The 19517-nt window shown below is 70.3% G+C and carries 22 protein-coding genes; 18 read left to right on the forward strand and 4 right to left on the reverse strand.

What is annotated here, in order from left to right:
* Window positions 1–171 precede the first annotated feature (171 nt).
* The 12 genes from GVL05_RS02065 to GVL05_RS02120 all read left to right on the forward strand — a co-directional run bounded on the left by GVL05_RS02065 (window position 172) and on the right by GVL05_RS02120 (window position 10399).
* Complete coding sequence (locus tag GVL05_RS02065; protein WP_123293455.1) at window positions 172–1440, forward strand: PTS transporter subunit EIIC; 1269 nt, start codon at window positions 172–174, stop codon at window positions 1438–1440.
* 127 nt (window positions 1441–1567) lie between these two features.
* On the forward strand, window positions 1568–2479 hold the full coding sequence (locus GVL05_RS02070) for a metal ABC transporter solute-binding protein, Zn/Mn family (protein ID WP_159570892.1): 912 nt from the start codon (window positions 1568–1570) through the stop codon (window positions 2477–2479).
* Between the two features lie 47 nt (window positions 2480–2526).
* Window positions 2527–3372, forward strand: a complete 846-nt coding sequence (locus tag GVL05_RS02075; protein ID WP_123293829.1) for a metal ABC transporter ATP-binding protein — start codon at window positions 2527–2529, stop codon at window positions 3370–3372.
* Window positions 3372–4304, forward strand: a complete 933-nt coding sequence (locus tag GVL05_RS02080) for a metal ABC transporter permease (RefSeq protein WP_159570895.1) — start codon at window positions 3372–3374, stop codon at window positions 4302–4304. The genes GVL05_RS02075 and GVL05_RS02080 overlap by 1 nt, the downstream gene beginning before the upstream one ends.
* Window positions 4301–4744 carry a Fur family transcriptional regulator gene (locus GVL05_RS02085; protein WP_123293457.1) on the forward strand — a complete coding sequence of 148 codons (444 nt, stop codon included), beginning with the start codon at window positions 4301–4303 and terminating at the stop codon, window positions 4742–4744. The genes GVL05_RS02080 and GVL05_RS02085 overlap by 4 nt, the downstream gene beginning before the upstream one ends.
* A gap of 10 nt (window positions 4745–4754) precedes the next feature.
* Window positions 4755–5447, forward strand: coding sequence for an alpha/beta fold hydrolase (locus GVL05_RS02090; protein ID WP_123672148.1), 693 nt, complete (start codon window positions 4755–4757; stop codon window positions 5445–5447).
* A 230-nt stretch (window positions 5448–5677) separates the two neighbouring features.
* Window positions 5678–5914, forward strand: a complete 237-nt coding sequence (rpmB, locus tag GVL05_RS02095) for a 50S ribosomal protein L28 (RefSeq protein ID WP_111085377.1) — start codon at window positions 5678–5680, stop codon at window positions 5912–5914.
* A complete protein-coding gene (gene rpmG, locus GVL05_RS02100; protein WP_017886456.1) occupies window positions 5914–6084 on the forward strand; it encodes a 50S ribosomal protein L33 in 171 nt (56 codons plus the stop codon). The genes rpmB and rpmG overlap by 1 nt, the downstream gene beginning before the upstream one ends.
* Window positions 6085–6086: 2 nt before the next feature.
* Window positions 6087–6392, forward strand: coding sequence for a 30S ribosomal protein S14 (gene rpsN, locus GVL05_RS02105; protein WP_111085378.1), 306 nt, complete (start codon window positions 6087–6089; stop codon window positions 6390–6392).
* Between the two features lie 278 nt (window positions 6393–6670).
* Window positions 6671–6958, forward strand: coding sequence for an HU family DNA-binding protein (locus tag GVL05_RS02110; RefSeq protein WP_111085379.1), 288 nt, complete (start codon window positions 6671–6673; stop codon window positions 6956–6958).
* Between the two features lie 175 nt (window positions 6959–7133).
* Complete coding sequence (locus GVL05_RS02115) at window positions 7134–9071, forward strand: cytochrome c oxidase assembly protein (protein WP_159570898.1); 1938 nt, start codon at window positions 7134–7136, stop codon at window positions 9069–9071.
* Window positions 9068–10399 (forward strand): ATP-dependent RecD-like DNA helicase, encoded by a 1332-nt coding sequence (locus tag GVL05_RS02120; protein WP_159570901.1) that lies wholly within the window; start codon window positions 9068–9070, stop codon window positions 10397–10399. The genes GVL05_RS02115 and GVL05_RS02120 overlap by 4 nt, the downstream gene beginning before the upstream one ends.
* A 63-nt stretch (window positions 10400–10462) precedes the next feature.
* Here the strand turns inward: GVL05_RS02120 and GVL05_RS02125 are convergent, their stop codons facing one another.
* The gene (locus GVL05_RS02125) at window positions 10463–10912 is read right to left on the reverse strand and encodes a DUF4383 domain-containing protein (protein WP_159570904.1); all 450 of its coding nucleotides are present in this window, start codon (window positions 10910–10912) and stop codon (window positions 10463–10465) included.
* A 238-nt stretch (window positions 10913–11150) separates the two neighbouring features.
* On the opposite strand from GVL05_RS02125, the gene GVL05_RS02130 reads away from it, so the two are divergent.
* Window positions 11151–12050, forward strand: a complete 900-nt coding sequence (locus GVL05_RS02130; RefSeq protein WP_131844768.1) for a phosphatase PAP2 family protein — start codon at window positions 11151–11153, stop codon at window positions 12048–12050.
* Window positions 12051–12135: 85 nt separating this feature from the next.
* On the forward strand, window positions 12136–13275 hold the full coding sequence (locus tag GVL05_RS02135; protein WP_123339972.1) for a CE1758 family FMN-dependent luciferase-like monooxygenase: 1140 nt from the start codon (window positions 12136–12138) through the stop codon (window positions 13273–13275).
* 231 nt (window positions 13276–13506) lie between these two features.
* Here the strand turns inward: GVL05_RS02135 and GVL05_RS02140 are convergent, their stop codons facing one another.
* Complete coding sequence (locus GVL05_RS02140) at window positions 13507–13878, reverse strand: multidrug efflux SMR transporter (protein ID WP_159570907.1); 372 nt, start codon at window positions 13876–13878, stop codon at window positions 13507–13509.
* A gap of 1 nt (window position 13879) precedes the next feature.
* Complete coding sequence (locus GVL05_RS02145) at window positions 13880–14194, reverse strand: multidrug efflux SMR transporter (RefSeq protein WP_123293830.1); 315 nt, start codon at window positions 14192–14194, stop codon at window positions 13880–13882.
* A gap of 96 nt (window positions 14195–14290) precedes the next feature.
* On the opposite strand from GVL05_RS02145, the gene GVL05_RS02150 reads away from it, so the two are divergent.
* From GVL05_RS02150 to GVL05_RS02165, 4 genes are all read left to right on the forward strand, one after another.
* A complete protein-coding gene (locus GVL05_RS02150) occupies window positions 14291–14869 on the forward strand; it encodes a TetR/AcrR family transcriptional regulator (protein ID WP_235035801.1) in 579 nt (192 codons plus the stop codon).
* A 234-nt stretch (window positions 14870–15103) separates the two neighbouring features.
* Entirely contained in the window at window positions 15104–16123 is a 1020-nt protein-coding gene (locus GVL05_RS02155; RefSeq protein WP_159570909.1) for a permease, read from the forward strand.
* Window positions 16110–16943 (forward strand): TIGR03943 family protein, encoded by an 834-nt coding sequence (locus GVL05_RS02160; RefSeq protein WP_159570912.1) that lies wholly within the window; start codon window positions 16110–16112, stop codon window positions 16941–16943. Before GVL05_RS02155 ends, GVL05_RS02160 begins: the two co-directional genes overlap by 14 nt.
* Window positions 16933–18342 carry a hypothetical protein gene (locus GVL05_RS02165; protein ID WP_159570915.1) on the forward strand — a complete coding sequence of 470 codons (1410 nt, stop codon included), beginning with the start codon at window positions 16933–16935 and terminating at the stop codon, window positions 18340–18342. The genes GVL05_RS02160 and GVL05_RS02165 overlap by 11 nt, the downstream gene beginning before the upstream one ends.
* 78 nt (window positions 18343–18420) lie before the next feature.
* On the opposite strand, the gene GVL05_RS02170 is transcribed toward GVL05_RS02165, so the two are convergent.
* Complete coding sequence (locus GVL05_RS02170) at window positions 18421–19467, reverse strand: NAD(P)-dependent alcohol dehydrogenase (protein ID WP_159570918.1); 1047 nt, start codon at window positions 19465–19467, stop codon at window positions 18421–18423.
* Between the last annotated feature and the right edge of the window lie 50 nt (window positions 19468–19517).

Here is a 19517-nt window from a genome sequence, read left to right on the forward strand (position 1 = left end):
TCCTCGTTAAGGGTTTTCGTACCAGGTTGACACGGGACCGGTCTCGGTTCAGACTACGGAACTGGTCATGACCGGACAGGACCGGACCTGGCGACACCGCCGAGGTTACCTGCGCTGGCTGCACGACTCAACTCACCCCGACAGCTCCACCCAATGACGAGAGGACCTCCGATGAGCGCCACCACTGCCACGGACGTGCCGGAGAAGAAGAAGCCGAAGAAGCAGTCCCGGCTCTTCGCCAACGCCCAGCGCCTCGGACGGAGCCTGCTCCTGCCGATCGCGGTCATGCCCGCTGCGGGCATCCTGAACCGCATCGGGCAGCCCGACCTGCTCGGCGCGATCCCCGGCTTCGAGACGGGAGCGGGAGTCATCTCGGCTGCCGGACAGGCCATCTTCACCTGGCTGCCGCTCCTCTTCGCGGTCGGCATCGCGATCGGGTGGGCGAAGAAGTCGGACGGCACGACCGCTCTGGCCGCCGTCGTCGGCTACATGGTCATGTACCAGGTGTTCGCAGTCATGTCCCCGGTTGTGCTCGCGGGGGTCAAGGACGCGAACGGCGACCAGGCGACCATCAACTTCGGTGTCCTCGGCGGCATCGTGATGGGGCTCGTCTCGGCGGTCATGTGGGAGAAGTTCCACCGCACGAAGATGCCCGACTTCCTGGGCTTCTTCTCCGGTCGTCGCCTCGTCCCGATCCTGACCGCTGCGGCTGGTCTCGTCATCGCCGTGCTCATGGCATTCGTCTACCGCTACTTCGACATCGCGCTCACGGCAGCCGGTACCGCCGTTGCGGACAACGCCGTGATCGGTGGCGGCATCTTCGGGTTCGCGAACCGCATGCTCATCCCGATCGGCCTGCACCAGCTGCTCAACTTCTTCCCGTGGTTCCAGCTCGGCAGCTTCACGAACGCGGCCGGCGACATCGTGCACGGCGACATCCCGCGCTTCCTCGCCGGCGACCCGACCGCTGGTATCTTCCAGACCGGCTTCTTCCCGATCATGATGTTCGCGCTGCCGGCCGGTGCGCTCGCGATCTGGCGCAACGCCAAGCCGCAGAACCGCAAGCTCGTCGGCGGCATCATGATCTCGGCCGCGCTCACCTCGTTCGTGACCGGCATCACCGAGCCGCTCGAGTACTCGTTCATGTTCGTGGCGTTCCCGCTGTACATCATCCACGCGGTGCTCACCGGGACCTCGCTGGCGCTGGTCAACGCCCTCGGGATCCACGACGGGTTCTCGTTCTCGGCCGGTGCGATCGACTACGTGCTGAACTTCGGCAAGGCGGACGGGGCGATCTGGCTCATCCCGATCGGCCTCGGCTACGCGGTCGTCTACTACTTCCTGTTCAGTTTCGTGATCAAGAAGTGGAACCTCCGCACGCCCGGGCGTGAAGAGGACACGATCGCCGAGAACACGATCGACGCGGCCACCAAGCCGTAGACGTCACCACGTGACGGACAGGAGGCGCGGTGCCCGCTGGCACCGCGCCTCCTGTCCGTCTGTCGTCACCAACAGAGCGCTGGTACCGGTTTTGACAATCGTTATCAGCAAGCGCTACCGTCGGAGCATGCACAGCCGCCTCCTCGCCCTCCCGCTCGTCGTCGGCGCCGCCGCGCTCGCCCTGACGGGCTGCGCGACCTCCTCGGCCTCGGGTAACGCCAGCAGCGACGGGAAGATCGCCGTCGTCGCCTCGACCAACGTCTACGGCTCGATCGTCCAGTCGATCGGTGGCGACCAGGTGTCGGTCACGAGCATCCTGAACGACCCCTCGCAGGACCCGCACTCCTTCGAGTCGAGCGCCCGCACCCAGCTCGCGGTGTCGAAGGCCGACCTGCTCATCGAGAACGGCGGCGGGTACGACGACTTCATGACCACGCTCGCCGACGCCTCGGACACGAAGGCCGACACCATCAACGTCGTGAAGCTCTCCGGCTTGGACAAGGGCGGCGACGCCGAGTTCAACGAGCACGTGTTCTACAGCTACCCGACGATGGTGAAGCTCGTCGACGACGTCACGAAGCGCCTGTCCGCGCTCGACGCGGGCGACGAGGCCACGTTCGAGAAGAACGCCGACGCGCTCACGACGAAGCTCGAGGACCTCGAATCCCAGACCGCCGACCTGGAGAAGACGTACGACGGCGAGAAGGTGGCGTACACCGAGCCGGTGCCGGGCTACCTCTTCGACGCGATCGGTCTCGACAACGTCACCCCCGAAGCGTTCTCCGAGGCGATCGAGGAGGGCGACGACGTCCCGCCGGCAGCGCTCAAGGACACCCTCGCGCTGTTCAGCGGCAAGAGCGTGGCGCTGCTCGCCTACAACGACCAGACCTCGAGTGCCGAGACCGAACAGGTCAAGAAGGCCGCCGACCAGAACGACGTCCCGGTGGTCGGTGTCACGGAGACGCTCCCCAAGGGGCAGGATTACGTCTCGTGGCAGCAGGCGAACATCGACGCGGTGCAGGCGGCGCTCCAGAAGTGACGACCTCGACCGCAGCAGCGACGACCGACAGCCCGGCGACCACCTCGGTGGACGACCGGGCTGCGGCCCGTCCGGTCCTGGCCCTGCGCGACGCCGGGCTGTCCTTCGGCGAACGGAAGCTCTGGGGACACCTGGACCTGGACATCGCGCCGGGGGAGTTCGTCGCGGTCCTCGGCCCGAACGGCGCCGGGAAGACCTCGCTCCTGCGCACGGTGCTCGGGCAGCAGCGCCTGACGAGCGGCACGATGTCGTTCCTCGGCCAGCCCGTCCGTCGTGGGCACCGGAAGATCGGCTACATCCCGCAGCAGCGGCTCATGGAGGCCGGCACCCCCCTGCGCGCGCGGGACATGATCGCGCAGGGCGTGACGGGGCACCGGTGGGGCGTCCTGCCGACGTCGAAGGCCGACCGCGCCCGCATCGACCGGATCCTCGACGAGGTCGGCGCCACCGCGTTCGCGGACGCCCCGGTGGCCGAGCTGTCCGGCGGCGAGCAGCAGCGCACCCGCGTCGGTCAGGCCATCGCCGCCGACCCGGCACTGCTGCTGTGCGACGAACCGCTCATCTCACTCGACCTGCGGCACCAGCGCGGCGTCACCGAGCTCATCGACCGGCAGCGTCGGCAGCAGGGTGCCGCGGTGCTCTTCGTGACCCACGACGTGAACCCGATCCTCGACGTCGTCGACCGAGTCCTGTACATCGCCGGCGGCCGGTTCCGGATCGGTTCCCCCGACGAGGTCCTGCGCGCCGACGTGCTGAGCGACCTGTACGGCACCCCCGTCGACGTCGTCCGCACGATGGGCCGCATCGTCATCGTCGGCGCGAACGACGCGCACGACCACCACCACGGCGAGGTCGACCCGCACGCCCCGGCGTCGGACGAAGGGCGGATCTGATGGACGTCCTGTCGACGGTGTTCTCGTTCCAGGACTACGGCGAGCTCGTGGCCCTCGTGCAGAACTCGATCTGGGCCGGCGCGGTGCTCGGCATCGTCGGCGGGCTCATCGGCCCGTTCGTCGTCGCCCGGAACATGCCCTTCGCGGTGCACGGCATCTCGGAGCTGTCCTTCGCCGGCGCGAGCGCGTCCCTGCTGCTCGGTGTCAACGTCGTCACGGGCTCGCTCGTCGGGTCGGTGATCGCGGCGCTGCTCATCGGGGTGCTCGGCTCGAGGGCGCGTGACCGCAACTCGATCATCGCCGTGCTCATGCCGTTCGGTCTCGGGCTCGGCATCCTGTGCCTGGCGCTCTACAAGGGACGTGCGGCCAACAAGTTCGGGCTGCTCACCGGCCAGATCGTGTCGGTGGACAACCCGCAGCTGACGTTCCTCATCGTCATCGCCGCCATCGTGGTCGCGACCCTGCTCGTCATCTGGCGGCCGCTGATGTTCGCGTCGGTCGACCCCGACGTGGCCGCGGCCGCCGGCATCCCGGTGCGGACGCTCGCGATCGTGTTCATGCTCGTCCTCGGCCTGGCCACCGCGGTGTCGGTGCAGATCGTCGGCGCCCTGCTCGTGCTGTCGCTGCTCGTCACCCCGGCCGCCGCGGCCCTGCGGCTCAGCTCGCACCCGGTCGTCGTGCCGGTGCTCTCCACGGTGTTCGCCGTGGTGTCGGTCGTCGGTGGCATCCTGCTGGCACTCGGCGGCGGCCTGCCGATCAGCCCCTACGTGACGACCATCTCGTTCGCGATCTGGGTGGTCTGCCGGATCGTCGGGGCCCGGCGCGACCGCCGTGGACGCGACCGGGTCGTCCGCCGCGACCAGCGTGGCGGGGGCGCACCGGGCCTCCCGTCCGGAACGTCAGCCGAAACGAAGGTGGGTGCACCAGCATGAACGCCGTGCAGAAGGTGAAGCGGAACACGTGGCAGCGCGAAGCGGTGCGCGGTGCCCTCGACTCCACCGAGGGGTTCGTCAGCGCCCAGGCGCTGCACCAGCACCTGCGTGACGAGGGCTCGACCATCGGCCTCGCCACTGTCTACCGGGCGCTCGCCGACCTGGCGACCGAGGGTGACGCCGACTCGTTGCAGCAGGACGGCGAATCGCTGTACCGGGCGTGCACGACGGACGCGCACCACCACCACCTGATCTGCCGGAACTGCGGTCGGACCGTCGAGATCGAGGCGGACCCCGTCGAGCAGTGGGCGCAGGACGTCGCCGCCGCGAACGGGTTCACGAACGCCAGCCACGTCGTGGACATCTTCGGCGAGTGCGCGGTGTGCACGGCATCTGCCGCCGCAGCCGGACCGCGGACCGGCGACGCCGACGGCGAGTAGCGTCCGCGCCATGCACGTCATCCTGGTCCCCGGGTTCTGGCTCGATGCGAGCGCGTGGGACGACGTCGCCCCGGTGCTGCTGCAGGCGGGCCACACGGTCGAGGCGATCACCCGCGACGGCGACACGCTCGACGAGCAGGTCGCGGCGCTCGTGGAGCGCCTGGACGACGTCGCCAGCCCGGACGAGCCCGTCGTGCTCGCCGGACACTCCGGCGCCGGACCGATCGCGTACATGGCCGCCGACCAGCGACCCTCACTCGTCGCGCACCTGCTCTACGTCGACACGTTCCCCGGTCCCGCCGGCGGCTGCGTGAACGACGAACTGCCCGTGGTGGACGGTGTGGTGCCGCTGCCCTCGTGGGACGTCTGGGAGCCGGCCACGGTGCGCGGGATGACGCCGGCGTTGCGGGAGTCCTTCGAGCACCGCGCGATCCCGGAGCCGGCCGCCGTGCCGTCCGACCGGTTCCACTACGCCGACGCCGCCCGGCACACGATCCCCGCGACGGTGATCACCTGTGAGATCCCGGCGACCGAGCTCGCGACGATGGTGGCTGACCACCAGACCTGGGCCGCGGAACTCGTCGCGACCGAGGAGCTCAGCATCGTCGGACTCGAGACCGGACACTGGCCGATGTTCACGGCGCCGCGCGAACTCGGGGAGCTCATGGTGCGTGCGCTTGCGACACGCCCGGAGCTCGCGTAAGCTTTTCCCTTGGTCCTCCACGTCCGCGTGGCGGACCCGTTGTTCCAAGCCCTCCGACCGTCGCGAACGCCGCGGTCGCGTGGTGTCCGTTCCCCCTTCGACAGGGGCTGCGGGCCTGGGCGGTGTGCACAACCCCCTCGCATGCACCACTCCGGTGGTCCTGCGCGTGCGCACCAGGCAAGTGAACTTGGGTGCGGCCGTCCGGTCGCACGGTACCTCAGGAGGAAACCATGGCAGCAGTGTGCCAGGTGACCGGCGCCGTTCCCGGCTTCGGTCACAACATCTCGCACTCGCACCGCCGGACGAAGCGCCGCTTCGACCCGAACGTGCAGAAGAAGACGTACTACGTGCCGTCGCTGCGTCGCAACGTGACGCTCAACGTCAGCGCTAAGGGCATCAAGGTCATCGACGCACGGGGCATCGAGTCCGTCGTCAAGGACGTCCTCGCCCGTGGGGAGAAGATCTGATGGCGAAAAAGGGTCAGGACATCCGTCCGATCATCAAGCTCCGCTCGACGGCGGGCACCGGGTTCACGTACGTGACCAAGAAGAACCGTCGGAACAACCCCGACCGTCTCGTGCTGAAGAAGTACGACCCGGTGATCCGCAAGCACGTCGACTTCCGTGAGGAGCGCTAAGCATGGCGAAGAAGAGCAAGATCGCGAAGAACAACCAGCGTGCCGTCATCATCGCGCGCTACGCCGAGCGTCGTCTCGAGCTGAAGAAGGCCCTCGTGGACCCGAACGGCTCCGACGAGTCGCGTGAGGCCGCTCGCGTGGGCCTGCAGAAGCTGCCCCGCGACGCATCCCCGATCCGCTACCGCAACCGCGACGCGATCGACGGCCGCCCCCGTGGCCACCTGGGTGAGTTCGGCATCAGCCGTGTCCGCTTCCGCGACATGGCCCACCGTGGAGAGCTCCCCGGCATCACGAAGAGCTCCTGGTAAGCACTCGCAGTACCCGACGCCCCGTCACCTCCTGGTGGCGGGGCGTTCGCTGTGTCCGGGGTACAAGGGTGCCTCAGGGGTCACATCTGCCCCGTTGGACCCGCGACAAGCCCGGAAATCCGGGCGAGTCGGCTGAAAACGTCCGATGTGGCTGGTAGGTTCAACTCCGGTTCCGCCGGGCCCTCGGCCCACTGGCACCGTGGCACGGGGCAACCGCTCCGGGCGCCGGACGGCACGTCCGTCCGACCGATACTGCAAGAAGTCCGAGGAGGACATCCATGGCTGACAAGTCACTGAACCGCACCGAGCTCGTCGCTGCCGTCGCCGCCGAGTCCGGCCAGAGCCAGGCCACCGTCAACGGCGTCGTCGACGCGCTCTTCAGCGTCGTCTCGTCGTCCGTCGCGGACGGCACGAAGGTCACGATCCCCGGTTGGATCGCCTTCGAGAAGACGCACCGCGCCGCCCGCACCGGCCGCAACCCGCAGACGGGTGAGGCCATCGAGATCGCCGCGAGCGACTCGGTCAAGGTCAGCGCCGGCTCGAAGCTCAAGGCTGCGGTCAAGTAAGACTGTTCCGCGCATCGGGAGGGACGGCTTCGGCCGTCCCTTTCGTCGTTCCCGGGGTGCGTTCGGTGCGTCGGGTCGCGTTCGTCCTGTCGCGTCGACCGGGAGGCCCGTGCCGGTTCCCACAGGTCGGCCCGGCCGGTTCGGTGGCCGGGTGGGCACCGCCTAGGCTTGACGGGTGAATCGGATCGCGCGCATCGCCGGTCCCGCCGTGCTCCTGCTCGTCGGGTTCGTGGCGCTGCTCACGGCGCTCGTCATCGGCGGTGGTGCGAACGCAGCGCTGATCGCCGACCCCGGTGCCCTGGTCCGGTTCGGCCTGCCGATCTCCCGGTTGGTCGTGGACCTGTCCGCCGCCGCGACGATCGGCGGCCTCGCGCTGGCCACCGTCGGACTCTCGCGCTCCGGTCCGGAGTGGAACCGCGCCATCGACGTCGCGGCCGCCGCCAGCGGGCTCTGGACGGTGTCGTCCGCGGTCACCACCTTCTTCACGTTCCTGAGCGTCGCCGGCTCGAAGATCAGCATCGACGAGCAGTTCGGTCAGTCGATGGGCGTGTTCCTCACCGGCACGGACCTCGGGCTCGCCTGGCTCGTGACGGTGCTCGTCGCCGCCGCCGTCACGGTGCTCTGCTTCGCCGTCCGTTCCCGGGGCATGGTCGCCCTGACCGCCGGTGTCTCGATGATCGGCCTCATCCCGCTCGCACAGCAGGGCCACGCCGCCGGCACCGCGAGCCACGACGCCGCCGTGACGGCGCTCGGGCTGCACCTGGTCGGCGCCGCGCTCTGGGTCGGTGGCCTGACCATGCTCGTGCTCCTGCGCGGCGTGCTGCCCGGTGACCGCCTGGCCGTGGTCGTGGCGCGGTACTCGAGCATCGCGCTCGGGTGCTTCGTGCTCGTGGCGGTGTCGGGTGTCGCCTCGGCGCAGATCCGCGTGGGCGCCCTGTCGAACCTGTTCACGCCGTACGGCACCCTCGTGCTGGTCAAGATCGGCGCGATCGTCGCCATCGGGGTCCTCGGTGCCGTGCAGCGTCGGCGTGCGATCCGCTCCCTGACCGAGGCGCCGGCACGGCACCGCCCGTTCTGGACCCTGATCGTGGTCGAGCTCGCCGTGATGGGCGTCGCGTCGGGCTTCGCCGCGGCGCTCGGGCGCACGGCCACCCCGGTCGACCAGATCGCGCTGAGCAAGACGACCGACCCGAGTCCGGCCGAGCTGCTCACCGACGACCTGCTGCCGCACGCGCCCGGGGCCTGGGGCTGGCTGACGCAGTGGAACATCGACCTGTTCTGGCTGATGGCCGCCGTGCTGCTCGCTGCGACCTACGCGGCCGGTGTCGTGCGCCTGCGCCGCGCCGGGGTCCACTGGCCGGTGCGCCGTTCGGTGGCCGCGGCCCTCGCGATCATCTCGCTCGTGGTCGCGACGTCCGGTTCGCTGCATCAGTACGACCGCTTCCTGGTGTCGGCGAACGTCGGCGCGCACGTGCTGCTCGGCCTGGTGGTGCCGGCGCTGGTGTGGGCGGCGGCTCCCGTCGTGCTCATCCGGGCCGCGGTGCACCCGCGCGACGACGACAGCACCGGCGTGCGCGAGTGGACCGGTGTGCTGGTCGACAACGCCGCGGTCCGCTACCTGGTGCAGCCCTTCCCGGCGTTCCTGCTCGCCGCGGCGGTGTGGTGGGCGTACTTCGCCACCGATGCCGTCCGCTGGTCGGTGAGCGACTCCACGGGGCGCACGGTCATCGACGTGGGCTTCCTGCTCGTCGGACTCCTGGCGATGCCGACGCTCTTCACACCGGTCGCGGCCGGCCAGCAGTACCCGACCCGCGCAGCAGCGATCGTCCGGATCGTCGGGGCCGCGGTCGTCGCCGCCGGAGCGGTGTCGCTCGGCGTCGCGATGCGCGGGCCGCTCGGACTGCTGCAGGCGTCGTGGTTCGGGGCGATGGGGCGGACGTGGGGCCCCGATCCGCTCGTCGACCAGGCCCGTGGCGGGCTCGTGCTCGTGATCGCCGGGGTGCTGCTCCTGGTGGCGGTCGTCGTGGTGGTGCTCGTGCAGCTGCGGCGCGCTGGATCGGCGGCGCGCACGCTCGGAGCGGACGCGCGGACCCTCGAGCAGGACGCACGATGAGCGTCGAGCTCAGCGGCGAGCAGCGGGCCGTCTTCGAGTACATCGAGCACACCCGCGACCACGTCTTCATCACCGGTCGTGCCGGCACGGGCAAGTCGACCCTGCTCAACCACCTGTCGTGGAACACCGAGAAGCAGGTCGTGATCTGCGCACCGACCGGGGTCGCGGCCCTGAACGTCGGTGGCCAGACGATCCACTCGTTGTTCCGCCTGCCGATCGGGCTCATCGCCGATGCCGAGCTGCGCCAGGGACCGGACACCCGCAAGCTCCTCAACACCATCGACACCCTGGTGATCGACGAGGTCTCGATGGTGAACGCCGACCTGCTCGACGGGATGGACCGCTCGCTCCGCAAGGCCCGCGGGCGGCAGTTCGAGGCGTTCGGCGGAGTGCAGGTGGTCATGTTCGGCGACCCGTACCAGTTGCCGCCGGTCCCGGGCGGTGCCGACGAACGCGCCTACTTCACCGACCACTACCGGTCGATGTGGTTCTTCGACGCCAAGGTGTGGCTCGAGGCGAAGCTGAACATCATCGAGCTCGCCACCGTGCACCGCCAGCGCGACGACGCCTTCGCCGCCATGCTCACGGCGGTGCGGCACGGCCGGGTCACCGCCGAGATCGCCGACCAGCTGAACACCGCGGGCGCACGACCCTCGCCCGACGACGCCATCACCCTCGCCACCCGGAACGACACCGTCGCGCGCATCAACAAGGCGGCGCTCGAACGGTTGCCCGGCAAGGTGAAGACCGCGAAGGCCGACGTCAACGGCGACTTCGGCGGGCGGAACTTCCCGGCCGACGAAGCCCTCGAGCTCAAGCCCGGCGCGCACGTGATGTTCCTGCGCAACGACGCCGACCAGCGGTGGGTGAACGGGACCCTCGGCATCGTCACGGCGATCCGCGACACGGTATGGGTCGACGTCGACGGAGAGTCCTTCGAGGTCCAGCCGTCGGTGTGGGAGAAGTTCAAGTACTCCTACGACGCCGACAAGAAGGAACTCAAGAAGGACACCGTCGGTGAGTTCCAGCAGTTCCCGTTGCGGCTCGCCTGGGCGGTGACGATCCACAAGTCGCAGGGCAGCACCTACGACCGCGCGGTGGTCGACCTGGGCAACCGGGTGTTCAGCGCCGGACAGACGTACGTCGCGTTGTCACGGCTGACGTCGCTCGAGGGGCTGTACCTGACCCGGCCGCTGCGGCCGCAGGACATCATCGTCGACACGGACGTCCGACGCTTCATGTCCGAGGCGCCGCGCATCGTCGCGACGGCACTCGAAGCCCGGAAGCCGGAGCCTGCGCCGGACCCCGACTCCGGCGACGACGCCTGACGCACACACGACGACGCCCGCCTGCCGGAGCGGCAGACGGGCGTCGGGGAGCGTGTCGGTGCGTCAGGCGCGAGCCGCCGCACGCAGCGCGCGGAGGTTCTCCTTGTCGGCACCGAGCGCCGTCAGCAGCAGGATGACCCCGACGATCGCGTGGAACACGTTGTCGGTGGTGTTCAGCGCGAAGATGTTCGCCGAGGTGTTCACGAAGACGAAGCCGTAGACGGCCAGCACCACGAGCACGGCGCCGACGACCAGGTTGCCGTTCCGCGAACCGATGGTGGTGCCGAGCCCGGTGATGAGCAGGACCGCGGCGAGCAGCACCCAGATGAGGGCGAGCGGCGGGTTCACCCCGAAGGCGTTCCAGAGCATCCCGCCGTGGCGGCTGAAGAAGCCGGGGTCGCCGTCGGCGGCGAAGAAGAAGCCCAGGATGCCCCAGAGTGCGAGGACGCCACCGACCGTGAGCGCGAGCCCGCGGTTCGGTGAGGCGGTGATGCCCGGTTCCTTGATGGCCACTTCGGTCTCCTCCTCGTACACTGCCGACGCGACGTGCGTCAGTCCGGCGGTGCCCGCCGGACTGAGCGGCGCGGCACTGAGCGGCACAGCGCGGGATCCGCGGGTGACGGCCGCGCGGTTCCCAGCCTCCGGCCGGTGAGCCAACGGTATCGTGTCCGACCCCGACCGTCCGAATCGCAGCGCCGTCACCAGGCGTGCGACGAGACCGACGACGACCACTCCGAGGAGGACCAGCCCGGTGACCTTGACACCCGAGCGCAATGCACCGGAGTCGCGTGGACCGAGCGTCTCGCGGCGGTTGCGGTGGGGTGTGCTGGCGGCTCTGGGGTTCGTGATCGTGCCTTCCGTCTACGCGGCCGCGGTGCTGACGCCGGTGGGGCAGCGCATGGAGGACGCCGCGCTCGGCGGGGTCCGTGAGTCCGACCTGTTCAGCTCGGACACTGCGCTCAACGTCATCTCGGTGCCGGTGATCCTGTTGCTCGTTGTCGTGATCGTCGCGGTGGCGTTCGCCAGGCGACGGCTCTCGGTGGGGCTCGGCGCGGGTGCAGTGGTGCTCGCGTCGGCGGCCACCTCGACGCTCGTCAAGCGTATCGCCGAGCGCCCGGAGATCGCCCAGTCGACGACGCCGAACTCGTTCCCCTCGGGGCACGCGACCATCGCGCTGGCCGCACTGTTCGCCGTCCTGATGGTCACGCCCCGTCGCTTCCGGCCGATCGTCACCCTGCTCGGTGCCGCCTACGCGGTCTTCGTCGCCAACCAGACGGTCGTCTACGGCTGGCACCGGGTGAGCGACATCATCGGGGCGTGCGCGATCGCGATGTTCTGGCTCGGCGTCGTCCGGGCGTTCGGGCCGAGGGTCGACCGGGGACTCCGAGGTGACCGGGACGGCCGACGGGGACCGCGTCGGGTGGTCAGCGTCGTCCTGCTCGTCGCCACCGGGGTCACGCTGGCTGTCGGCGTCGCCGCGCTCGTCGTCGGCCTGACGGGGGACGGCGCTCACGACCACGCCGCGATCCTGATGGCCGGACGACTGGCCTCGAGCGCGAGCGTCCTGGCGGTGGTGACCGCGGTGTGGTTCCTCGACGGCATGCACCACGCGGCCCGGACCGACCCCGCAGCACTGCCCGCAGCGCGCTGACGCCTGGTGGGAATGCACCGGCGTACGCTACGTTGTACCCAGCAAGTCGATGCAAACGCATCGATATCGCGAAAGGCGGCGCATCATGCAGTTCGGCATCTTCACGGTCAGTGACGTCACGACCGACCCCACGACCGGCACCACGCCGGACGACACCCAGCGCGTCCGCGACATCCTCACGATCGCGCAGCACGCCGACCAGGCCGGACTCGACGTCTTCGCCACCGGCGAGCACCACAACCCGCCGTTCGTCGCCTCGTCGCCGACCACGTTGCTGGCCTACCTCGCGGCGAAGACGAAGGACATCACGCTCTCGACGAGCACCACGCTCATCACCACGAACGACCCGGTGCGCATCGCCGAGGAGTACGCGATGCTCCAGGTGATCTCCGACGGCCGCATGGACCTCATGATGGGTCGCGGCAACACCGGCCCGGTCTACCCGTGGTTCGGGCAGGACATCCGCCAGGGCGTCAACCTGGCGATCGAGAACTACGCGCTCGTCCGCCAGCTCTGGGAGAACGACGTCGTGAACTGGCAGGGCAAGTTCCGCACGCCGCTGCAGGGCTTCACCTCGACGCCGCGCCCCCTCGACGGCGTGCCCCCGTTCGTCTGGCACGGCTCGATCCGCACGCCTGAGATCGCGGAGCAGGCCGCGTACTACGGCGACGGCTTCTTCCACAACAACATCTTCTGGCCGATCCAGCACACCGAGCAGATGGTCGGGCTGTACCGCCAGCGCTTCGAGCACTACGGTCACGGTCGCGCCGACCAGGCGATCGTCGGTCTCGGCGGGCAGTTCTTCGCCCGCAAGAACTCGCAGGACGCGGTCAACGAGTTCCGGCCCTACTTCGACAACGCCCCGGTCTACGGGCACGGCCCCTCGATGGAGGACTTCGCCGCCCAGACCCCGCTCACGGTCGGTTCGCCGCAGCAGGTCATCGACCGGTACGCGGCCATGAAGGACCACGTCGGCCACTACCAGCGCCAGCTGTTCCTGGTCGACCACGCCGGGCTGCCGCTCAAGACGGTGCTCGAGCAGATCGACATCCTGGCCACGGACATCGTCCCCGAGCTGCGCAAGCTGAACGACGAGGGCCGTCCGTCCGACGTGCCGTCGAACCCGCCGAGCCACACGGAGCGCGCCGCCGCGGCGCTCGCCGCCGGCACGGTCGGCAGCGACCACGTCGCCGCCGAGGACGAGTGGACGGGCGCCTCCGTCTGACGCTCCCAGCGCTCGGTTCGTGAGCAGGAATGGTCGGGTCCCGCGAGGTGACCCGACCTTTTCTGCTCACCATGCGGGGTGGGCGCGACCACGTGCGGACGGGAGGCACGGCGCCAGCTGGCACCGGGCCTCCCGTCCGTCCCGGCGCGCGTCCAGAGCGCCAATCGCGAAAGCGACAGTCCTGCGGATGGCGCTGCCGTCACCTTCGCGAAAGCGACAGTTGCCCGCCGATCATCGGCGGAGATCTGTCGCTTTCGCGAGAGGGGCGGTGGGCTCGGCGACCGGGCGGGCCGGCACGAGCTTCAGGCCGACGACGCAGCCGACGATCCCGGCGATGAACAGCACGCGCAGCACGGTGACGGGCTCGGCGCCGGTGGCCATGCCCCACAGCACCGTGAGCGCCGCTCCGGTGCCGGTCCACACGGCGTACGCGGTGCTGATCGGGATGTGCTTGAGGACGTAGCCGAACGCGCCCAGGCTGACCACGATCGTGATCGCGAACACGAGCGTCGGGCCGGGTCGGGTGAAGCCGTCGCTCTCGCCGAGGGCGGTCGCCCACACGGTCTCGAGCGTGGCGCTGAGGAACAGGACGATCCAGGCCACCTCAGCTCACCACCTTGAGGCCGACGACGCAGGCGACCAGGCCGAACACGAGGCCGAGGCGTGCGAGCGACGCGGCTTCCTGCCGGCGCAGGATCGACACGACGACCGTCAGCGAGGCGCCGATGCCGACCCAGACGGCGTAGGCGGTGCCCACCGGGATCGACTTCATCGCGAACGCGAGCCCGACCATGCTCAGCGCCATGCCGGCGATGAACACGATCGTCGGCACGACCTTTTTGAAGCCGTTCGAGGCGCTCAGCGCGGTGGCCCAGACGGCCTCGAGCACGCCGCTCAGCACGAGGATGACCCATGCCATGACGATGTTCCCTTCGTTCGGTCGCATAGTCGCACGACTGTGCGACAACGACCTCGACGGTAGCACGAGTTCGTACGACTGTGCGAGTATGGCGTCGTGGCCAGGAGCATGGACGTCGAGCAGCGGCGCCGCACCGTGTCCGAGGCGGCGTGCCGGGTGCTCGCCCGCGACGGACTCGGGGCGCTCAGCGTCCGGAACGTCGCGGCTGAGGCCGGGCTGCCGCCGAGCACCGTCCGCTACACCTTCCCGACCCAGGCGAGCGTCCGGTCGCACGCGCTCGAGCTCGTGTTCGACGCGACCGCGGCCCGGATCGACGCCGTGCCCGCGGACCTGCGGGGCACGGCGTACGCGCACGCGGTCCTGCTCGAGCTCCTGCCCCTCGACGAGGAGCGACGCATCGAGCTCGACGTCTACCTGGGCCTCGGCACGGCGGCGCTGACCGACACCGAGCTGCGGCCGTTCCACGACCGGGTCGTCGACGAGATGCGGGAGTGGTGCGGGCGGATCCTGCGGGCGCTCGGGGTGCCGGACGCCGACGTGCCCTACGAGACCCGGCGGCTGCACGCCCTGGTGGACGGGCTCGCGATGCACATCGTGCGGGTCGATCCCGGGGGTGACGCCTCGTGGGCGATCGACACGCTCGACCGGCACGTGGCGGGCATCGCCCGGGGCTGACTGCGGCACGGTGCGCTTGCACGGTGCCGGGTTCGCGGGCCGGTGCGGCGTTGTGGCTGGCGGTTGAGCACGTGCACGGTGCCGGGTCCGCGAACCCGTGCGTCGTTGGTGGCTCCGTGCGGCGCTCCAGGCCTGCACCGAGCGAGCAACCCTGCACGGGGTGAACGAACTCGCACGGTGCGCAGGCGGCCGCGCGCGGACCGCCACGCAGCACGCGTCGCCTATCCTTTCCGGGTGACGACGACCACGCCGCCGCAGCAGCGCTCCCGCTCCCGTTCCCTGACGGGCCCGGGCCTCGTGCTGCTCGCCGTCGTCGTGCTCCTGGGGATCCGGCTGCTGTCCCCGAGCATCGGGACCGCCGGCCTGCCGGACGTCGTGCAGGACTTCCTGACGCTGGCGATCAGCGTGGTGGTCGAGTCGCTGCCGTTCGTGGTGCTCGGCATCGTGCTGTCGATCGTCGTCGAGGTGTGGGTGCCCGTCGGTGCGCTCGAGAAGGTCCTGCCGCAGAACGCCTTCGGCCGCCGCGCCGTGATCTCGCTGATCGGCATGCTGTTCCCGGTGTGCGAGTGCGGGAACGTGCCGCTCGCCCGCGGCCTGATGATGCGCGGGTTCACCCCTGCGGAGGCCGTCACGTTCCTGGTCGCCGCCCCCATCCTCAACCCGCTCGTGATCATCAGCACCGCGCAGGCGTTCGGCTGGTCCGGCTGGATCCTGCCGGTCCGGATCGTCGGCGGCTTCGTGATCGCGAACCTGGTCGGCTGGATCGTCGCCGCGCACCGCCGTCCGGCCGACCTGCTGCTCCCCGCCTTCGAGGCCCGGTGCCGCGCGGCCGTCGGAGCACCCCGGGGTGTGCACCGCTGGCGACAGAGCGCCGCACAGTTCGGCGGCGAGACGGCGACGATGATGCCGGCGCTGTTCGTCGGTGCCGGCCTGGCCGCCGCGATCCAGGTCGCCGTGCCCCGCTCGACCCTGGTCGCGATCGGCTCGAACCCGGTGCTGTCCGTCGCGGCGATGATGCTGCTGGCGATGACGGTGTCGCTCTGCTCGAACGTCGACGCCTTCTTCGCGCTGTCGTTCGCCTCGACGTTCCTGCCCGGGTCGATCACGGCCTTCCTGATCATCGGGCCGATCATCGACGTGAAGATGATCGCGCTGCTGCGCACGACGTTCCGGGTCCGGTTCCTGGTGCTGCTCGCCGTCGTGTGCGTCCTGTTCGCCGGCGCCGTGGGATTGGTGATGAATGTCCTCGTCTGATGCACGCAGCAACGCGCCCGCGTACCTGGGCCTCGGGTCGGTGCTGGCCGTGGCGCTCTGCACGCTGTGGCTGGCACTGGTCGGGCACCTCGACCTGTACATCAACCCGCGCTACTCGGTGTTCACGATCGTGCTCGCCGCCGTCGCGGTACCCGCCTCGATCGCGGGCCTGGTGGTCATCGCACGCGGCCACGGCCACACGCACGGTGACGACGCGGACGAGCACGAGTACGAGCCGGACCACGACCACGGGCGGCGCAGGCCCGGCCGTGGTCGCGCCGTCCGCCTCGCCCTCGGCGGAGCGGCCGCGATCGTCACGGTCGGGGTCACCGTGTCGATGCTGGTCCTGCCCCCGACGACGCTCTCCGCCCGCACCGCGCAGCAGCGGAGCGTCGACTCGGCGACCCTGTCGAACGCCACGGGCTCCGATGCAGCGGTGTCCCTGCTCGGCAGCGAGGGCGTCGACACCTCGCAGTACGGCGTCAAGGACTGGGCGGCGCTGATCCGGCAGACCACCGACACCACTGCGCTCGTCGGCAAGCAGGTGCGGCTGTCCGGCTTCGTGGTCCCCGGCCAGGACGGCTCGTTCACGCTCACCCGGTTCGTGATCAGCTGCTGCGCCGTCGATGCCCAGCCCGTCGGTCTCGGTGTCGTGACGGACGCCGGCGACCGTCCCGACGCGGTGCCCGACGAGGGACAGTGGGTCACGGTGACCGGCGCCCTCGCAGCCAACCCGGACCAGTCCGCCGACGCCCGCATCGTCATCAAGGCCGCGAAGGTCACCGAGATCGCGCAGCCGAAGGACCCGTATGAGTACTGAGGGGCGCCGTGGTCGCCGCCCGGTCACGCGCCGGTTCCACCGCCGGTACCTCGCCGTCGTGCTCGTCCTGGCGGTCGTCGCCGCGCTCGCCGCCGTCGTCGGGTCGCACCAGGGGCCGCGCCTGCGCGACGTGTCGTACGACGCCACCGGCCTGGTGTCCCGTCCGGCGCAGCGGGTGATCCTGACGGCGAACCAGGCACTGCAGCAGGTGTCCGCCGACGACGTCCGGGTCAGCCCCGCGGCCGCGCACACCGTGACCTCGAGCGGCAACACGATCGCGGTCGAGTTCGCCGGACCCCTGGCCTACGACCGCGACTACACGGTGACGGTCGCGAACGTCCGGGCTCCGGGGCAGCGTGCCACCGCGGACCTCACCGCCGCGATCCGGACCGGCAGCACCGACGTCCTCGCCCTCGTGCCGGGAGCCGACGGCGCGAAGGACCGCATCGTGCGCCGCTCCCTCGACGCCGGCGGTGCGACGACCGTGTACCAGGGCGCCGACATCTCGGAGTACGCCCGGCTCGGACGGTCGCTGGTGGTGGTCAGCGGCAGCGATGCGAGCTCCTCGGTCGACGTGGTCGCGCTGTCCGGCGGGGTGCAGGACCCGGACGCCCCCGTCGAGCACCTCACCCTGCCGTCCGCGCAGGGTCGGGTCACCGCGCTGCACGTCGCCGACGACGCGGCCTCGTTCGGGTTCGAGTACGCCGACACGTCCACCGGGCAGTCGCGGAACACCGGTCTGTACGTGGTCGACATGACGGGCACGCACCTGCCCACCGCGATCGCCGAGGACGGGAAGCCGCAGACGGGCGCCGTGCCGATGACGGTCGGGCAGTGGGCCTACGTGCCCCGGACCGAGAGCGCCCTGGTGCGGACGGGCAGCGACGACCTGGTGCTCGTCGACATGAGCGGCCGCGCCGACCCCGTCCGGCTCGGCAGCGCCACGTACCTGCACGGGTTCGTCGGCTCGGGCACCACGGCGGTGGTCGAGACCGGCACGGGCATCGAGCGCCTCGACCTGACCGACGGCGCGAAGACGGCGCTGCGGGCGCCGGCCGCGAGTACCGACGCGGCGGTGCTCGGCAGGATCGCCCCGCTGACGGACGACACGTACCTGCGCGTGCTGGGGGACGTGCGGTCGGACGGGACCGTCTCGGCACGGATCGTGCGCGTGGACGGTGGGCGGGCCTCCCGGCTGCCGGTGACCATCCCCGACGACGCGAGCGTCACGGCGGTCTGTCCGTCCCCGAACGGGCAGTTCGTGGCGGTCGCGACGAAGTCGGCGACCGACGAGCTGGTGAGCATCGTCGACGCGACCTCCGGTGCGCTCGAGGCGAGCATCGACGCGGGTTCCGTCGACTGGTGCGGCGCGCTGCCGTCCGGCGACGAGGTCGGCTGACCGTCCGACGGACAGGCAGACAGACGGGAGGCCCGTTGCCGGCTGGCAACGGGCCTCCCGTCTCGCAAGTGGTGTCGACTACGCCAGCGTGGCCGCGTCGATCACGAAGCGGTAGCGGACGTCCGAGGACAGCACGCGCTCGTAGGCCTCGTTGATCTGGTCGGCGCTGATGAGCTCGGTCTCCGGCAGGATGTCGTGCTCGGCGCAGAAGTCCAGCATCTCCTGGGTCTCGCGGATGCCGCCGATGGCGGACCCGGCCCAGCTGAGCCGGCGCGGGATCAGGGCGAACGCCGGGACCTCGAGCGGCTCGGACGGAGCGCCGACGTTGACGAGCGTGCCGTCGACCTTGAGCAGGCCGAGGTACGAGCCCATCGGGATCTTCGCCGACACGGTGTTGATGATGAGCTCGAAGGAGTTCGCGAGCTTCTCGAACGTCTCCGGGTCCTTCGTCGCGTAGTGGGCCTTCGCGCCGTAGCGGAGCGAGTCCTCTTGCTTGGAGGTGGTCTGCGACAGGACGGTGACCTCGGCGCCGAGCGCGACGGCGATCTTGACGGCCATGTGGCCGAGCCCGCCCATGCCGACGACGGCGACCTTCGTGCCGGGGCCGGCCTTCCAGTGGTGCAGCGGGGAGTAGGTGGTGATGCCGGCGCAGAGCAGCGGCGCGACCTTCTCGATGTCGAGCGACTCGGGGACGCGGAGCACGAAGTCCTCGTTCACGACGACGGCCTGCGAGTAGCCGCCCTGGGTGATCGAGCCGTCGGCGGGGTCGACGCTGGCGTAGGTGCCGATGTTGCCCTTGAGGCAGTACTGCTCCTGGCCGGCGACGCAGTTCTCGCACTCGCCGCAGGAGTTGACCATGCAGCCGACGCCGACGCGGTCGCCGACCTGGTGCTTGGTGACGTTCTCGCCGACGGCGGTGACGTGGCCGACGATCTCGTGGCCGACGACCTGCGGGTACTGGATGGGGCCCCACTCACCGCGGACGGTGTGGATGTCCGAGTGGCAGATGCCGGCGTAGGCGATGTCGATCGCGACGTCGTCCGGGCCGACGTCCCGACGGGTGATGGTGGTCTTGACGAGCGGCTCGGTCGCTGACGGTGCCGCGTACGCGTTGACGGTGCGCAATGATCTCCTCGTGGGGGTGGTTCGTTGCGGGCCGGTTCCGGCCCGGAACC

Source organism: Curtobacterium sp. 18060 (genome assembly GCF_902706105.1).
GTDB lineage: Bacteria > Actinomycetota > Actinomycetes > Actinomycetales > Microbacteriaceae > Curtobacterium.

Coding starts and splice junctions, on each gene's coding strand:
- GVL05_RS02070 (WP_159570892.1), top strand. CDS start 1,568: ATGCACAGCCGCCTCCTCGCCCTCCCGCTCGTCGTCGGCGCCGCCGCG.
- GVL05_RS02165 (WP_159570915.1), top strand. CDS start 16,933: ATGAGTACTGAGGGGCGCCGTGGTCGCCGCCCGGTCACGCGCCGGTTC.
- GVL05_RS02110 (WP_111085379.1), top strand. CDS start 6,671: ATGGCTGACAAGTCACTGAACCGCACCGAGCTCGTCGCTGCCGTCGCC.
- rpsN (WP_111085378.1), top strand. CDS start 6,087: ATGGCGAAGAAGAGCAAGATCGCGAAGAACAACCAGCGTGCCGTCATC.
- GVL05_RS02065 (WP_123293455.1), top strand. CDS start 172: ATGAGCGCCACCACTGCCACGGACGTGCCGGAGAAGAAGAAGCCGAAG.
- GVL05_RS02135 (WP_123339972.1), top strand. CDS start 12,136: ATGCAGTTCGGCATCTTCACGGTCAGTGACGTCACGACCGACCCCACG.
- rpmG (WP_017886456.1), top strand. CDS start 5,914: ATGGCGAAAAAGGGTCAGGACATCCGTCCGATCATCAAGCTCCGCTCG.
- GVL05_RS02080 (WP_159570895.1), top strand. CDS start 3,372: ATGGACGTCCTGTCGACGGTGTTCTCGTTCCAGGACTACGGCGAGCTC.
- GVL05_RS02090 (WP_123672148.1), top strand. CDS start 4,755: ATGCACGTCATCCTGGTCCCCGGGTTCTGGCTCGATGCGAGCGCGTGG.
- GVL05_RS02120 (WP_159570901.1), top strand. CDS start 9,068: ATGAGCGTCGAGCTCAGCGGCGAGCAGCGGGCCGTCTTCGAGTACATC.
- GVL05_RS02160 (WP_159570912.1), top strand. CDS start 16,110: ATGTCCTCGTCTGATGCACGCAGCAACGCGCCCGCGTACCTGGGCCTC.
- rpmB (WP_111085377.1), top strand. CDS start 5,678: ATGGCAGCAGTGTGCCAGGTGACCGGCGCCGTTCCCGGCTTCGGTCAC.
- GVL05_RS02145 (WP_123293830.1), bottom strand. CDS start 14,194: ATGGCATGGGTCATCCTCGTGCTGAGCGGCGTGCTCGAGGCCGTCTGG.
- GVL05_RS02085 (WP_123293457.1), top strand. CDS start 4,301: ATGAACGCCGTGCAGAAGGTGAAGCGGAACACGTGGCAGCGCGAAGCG.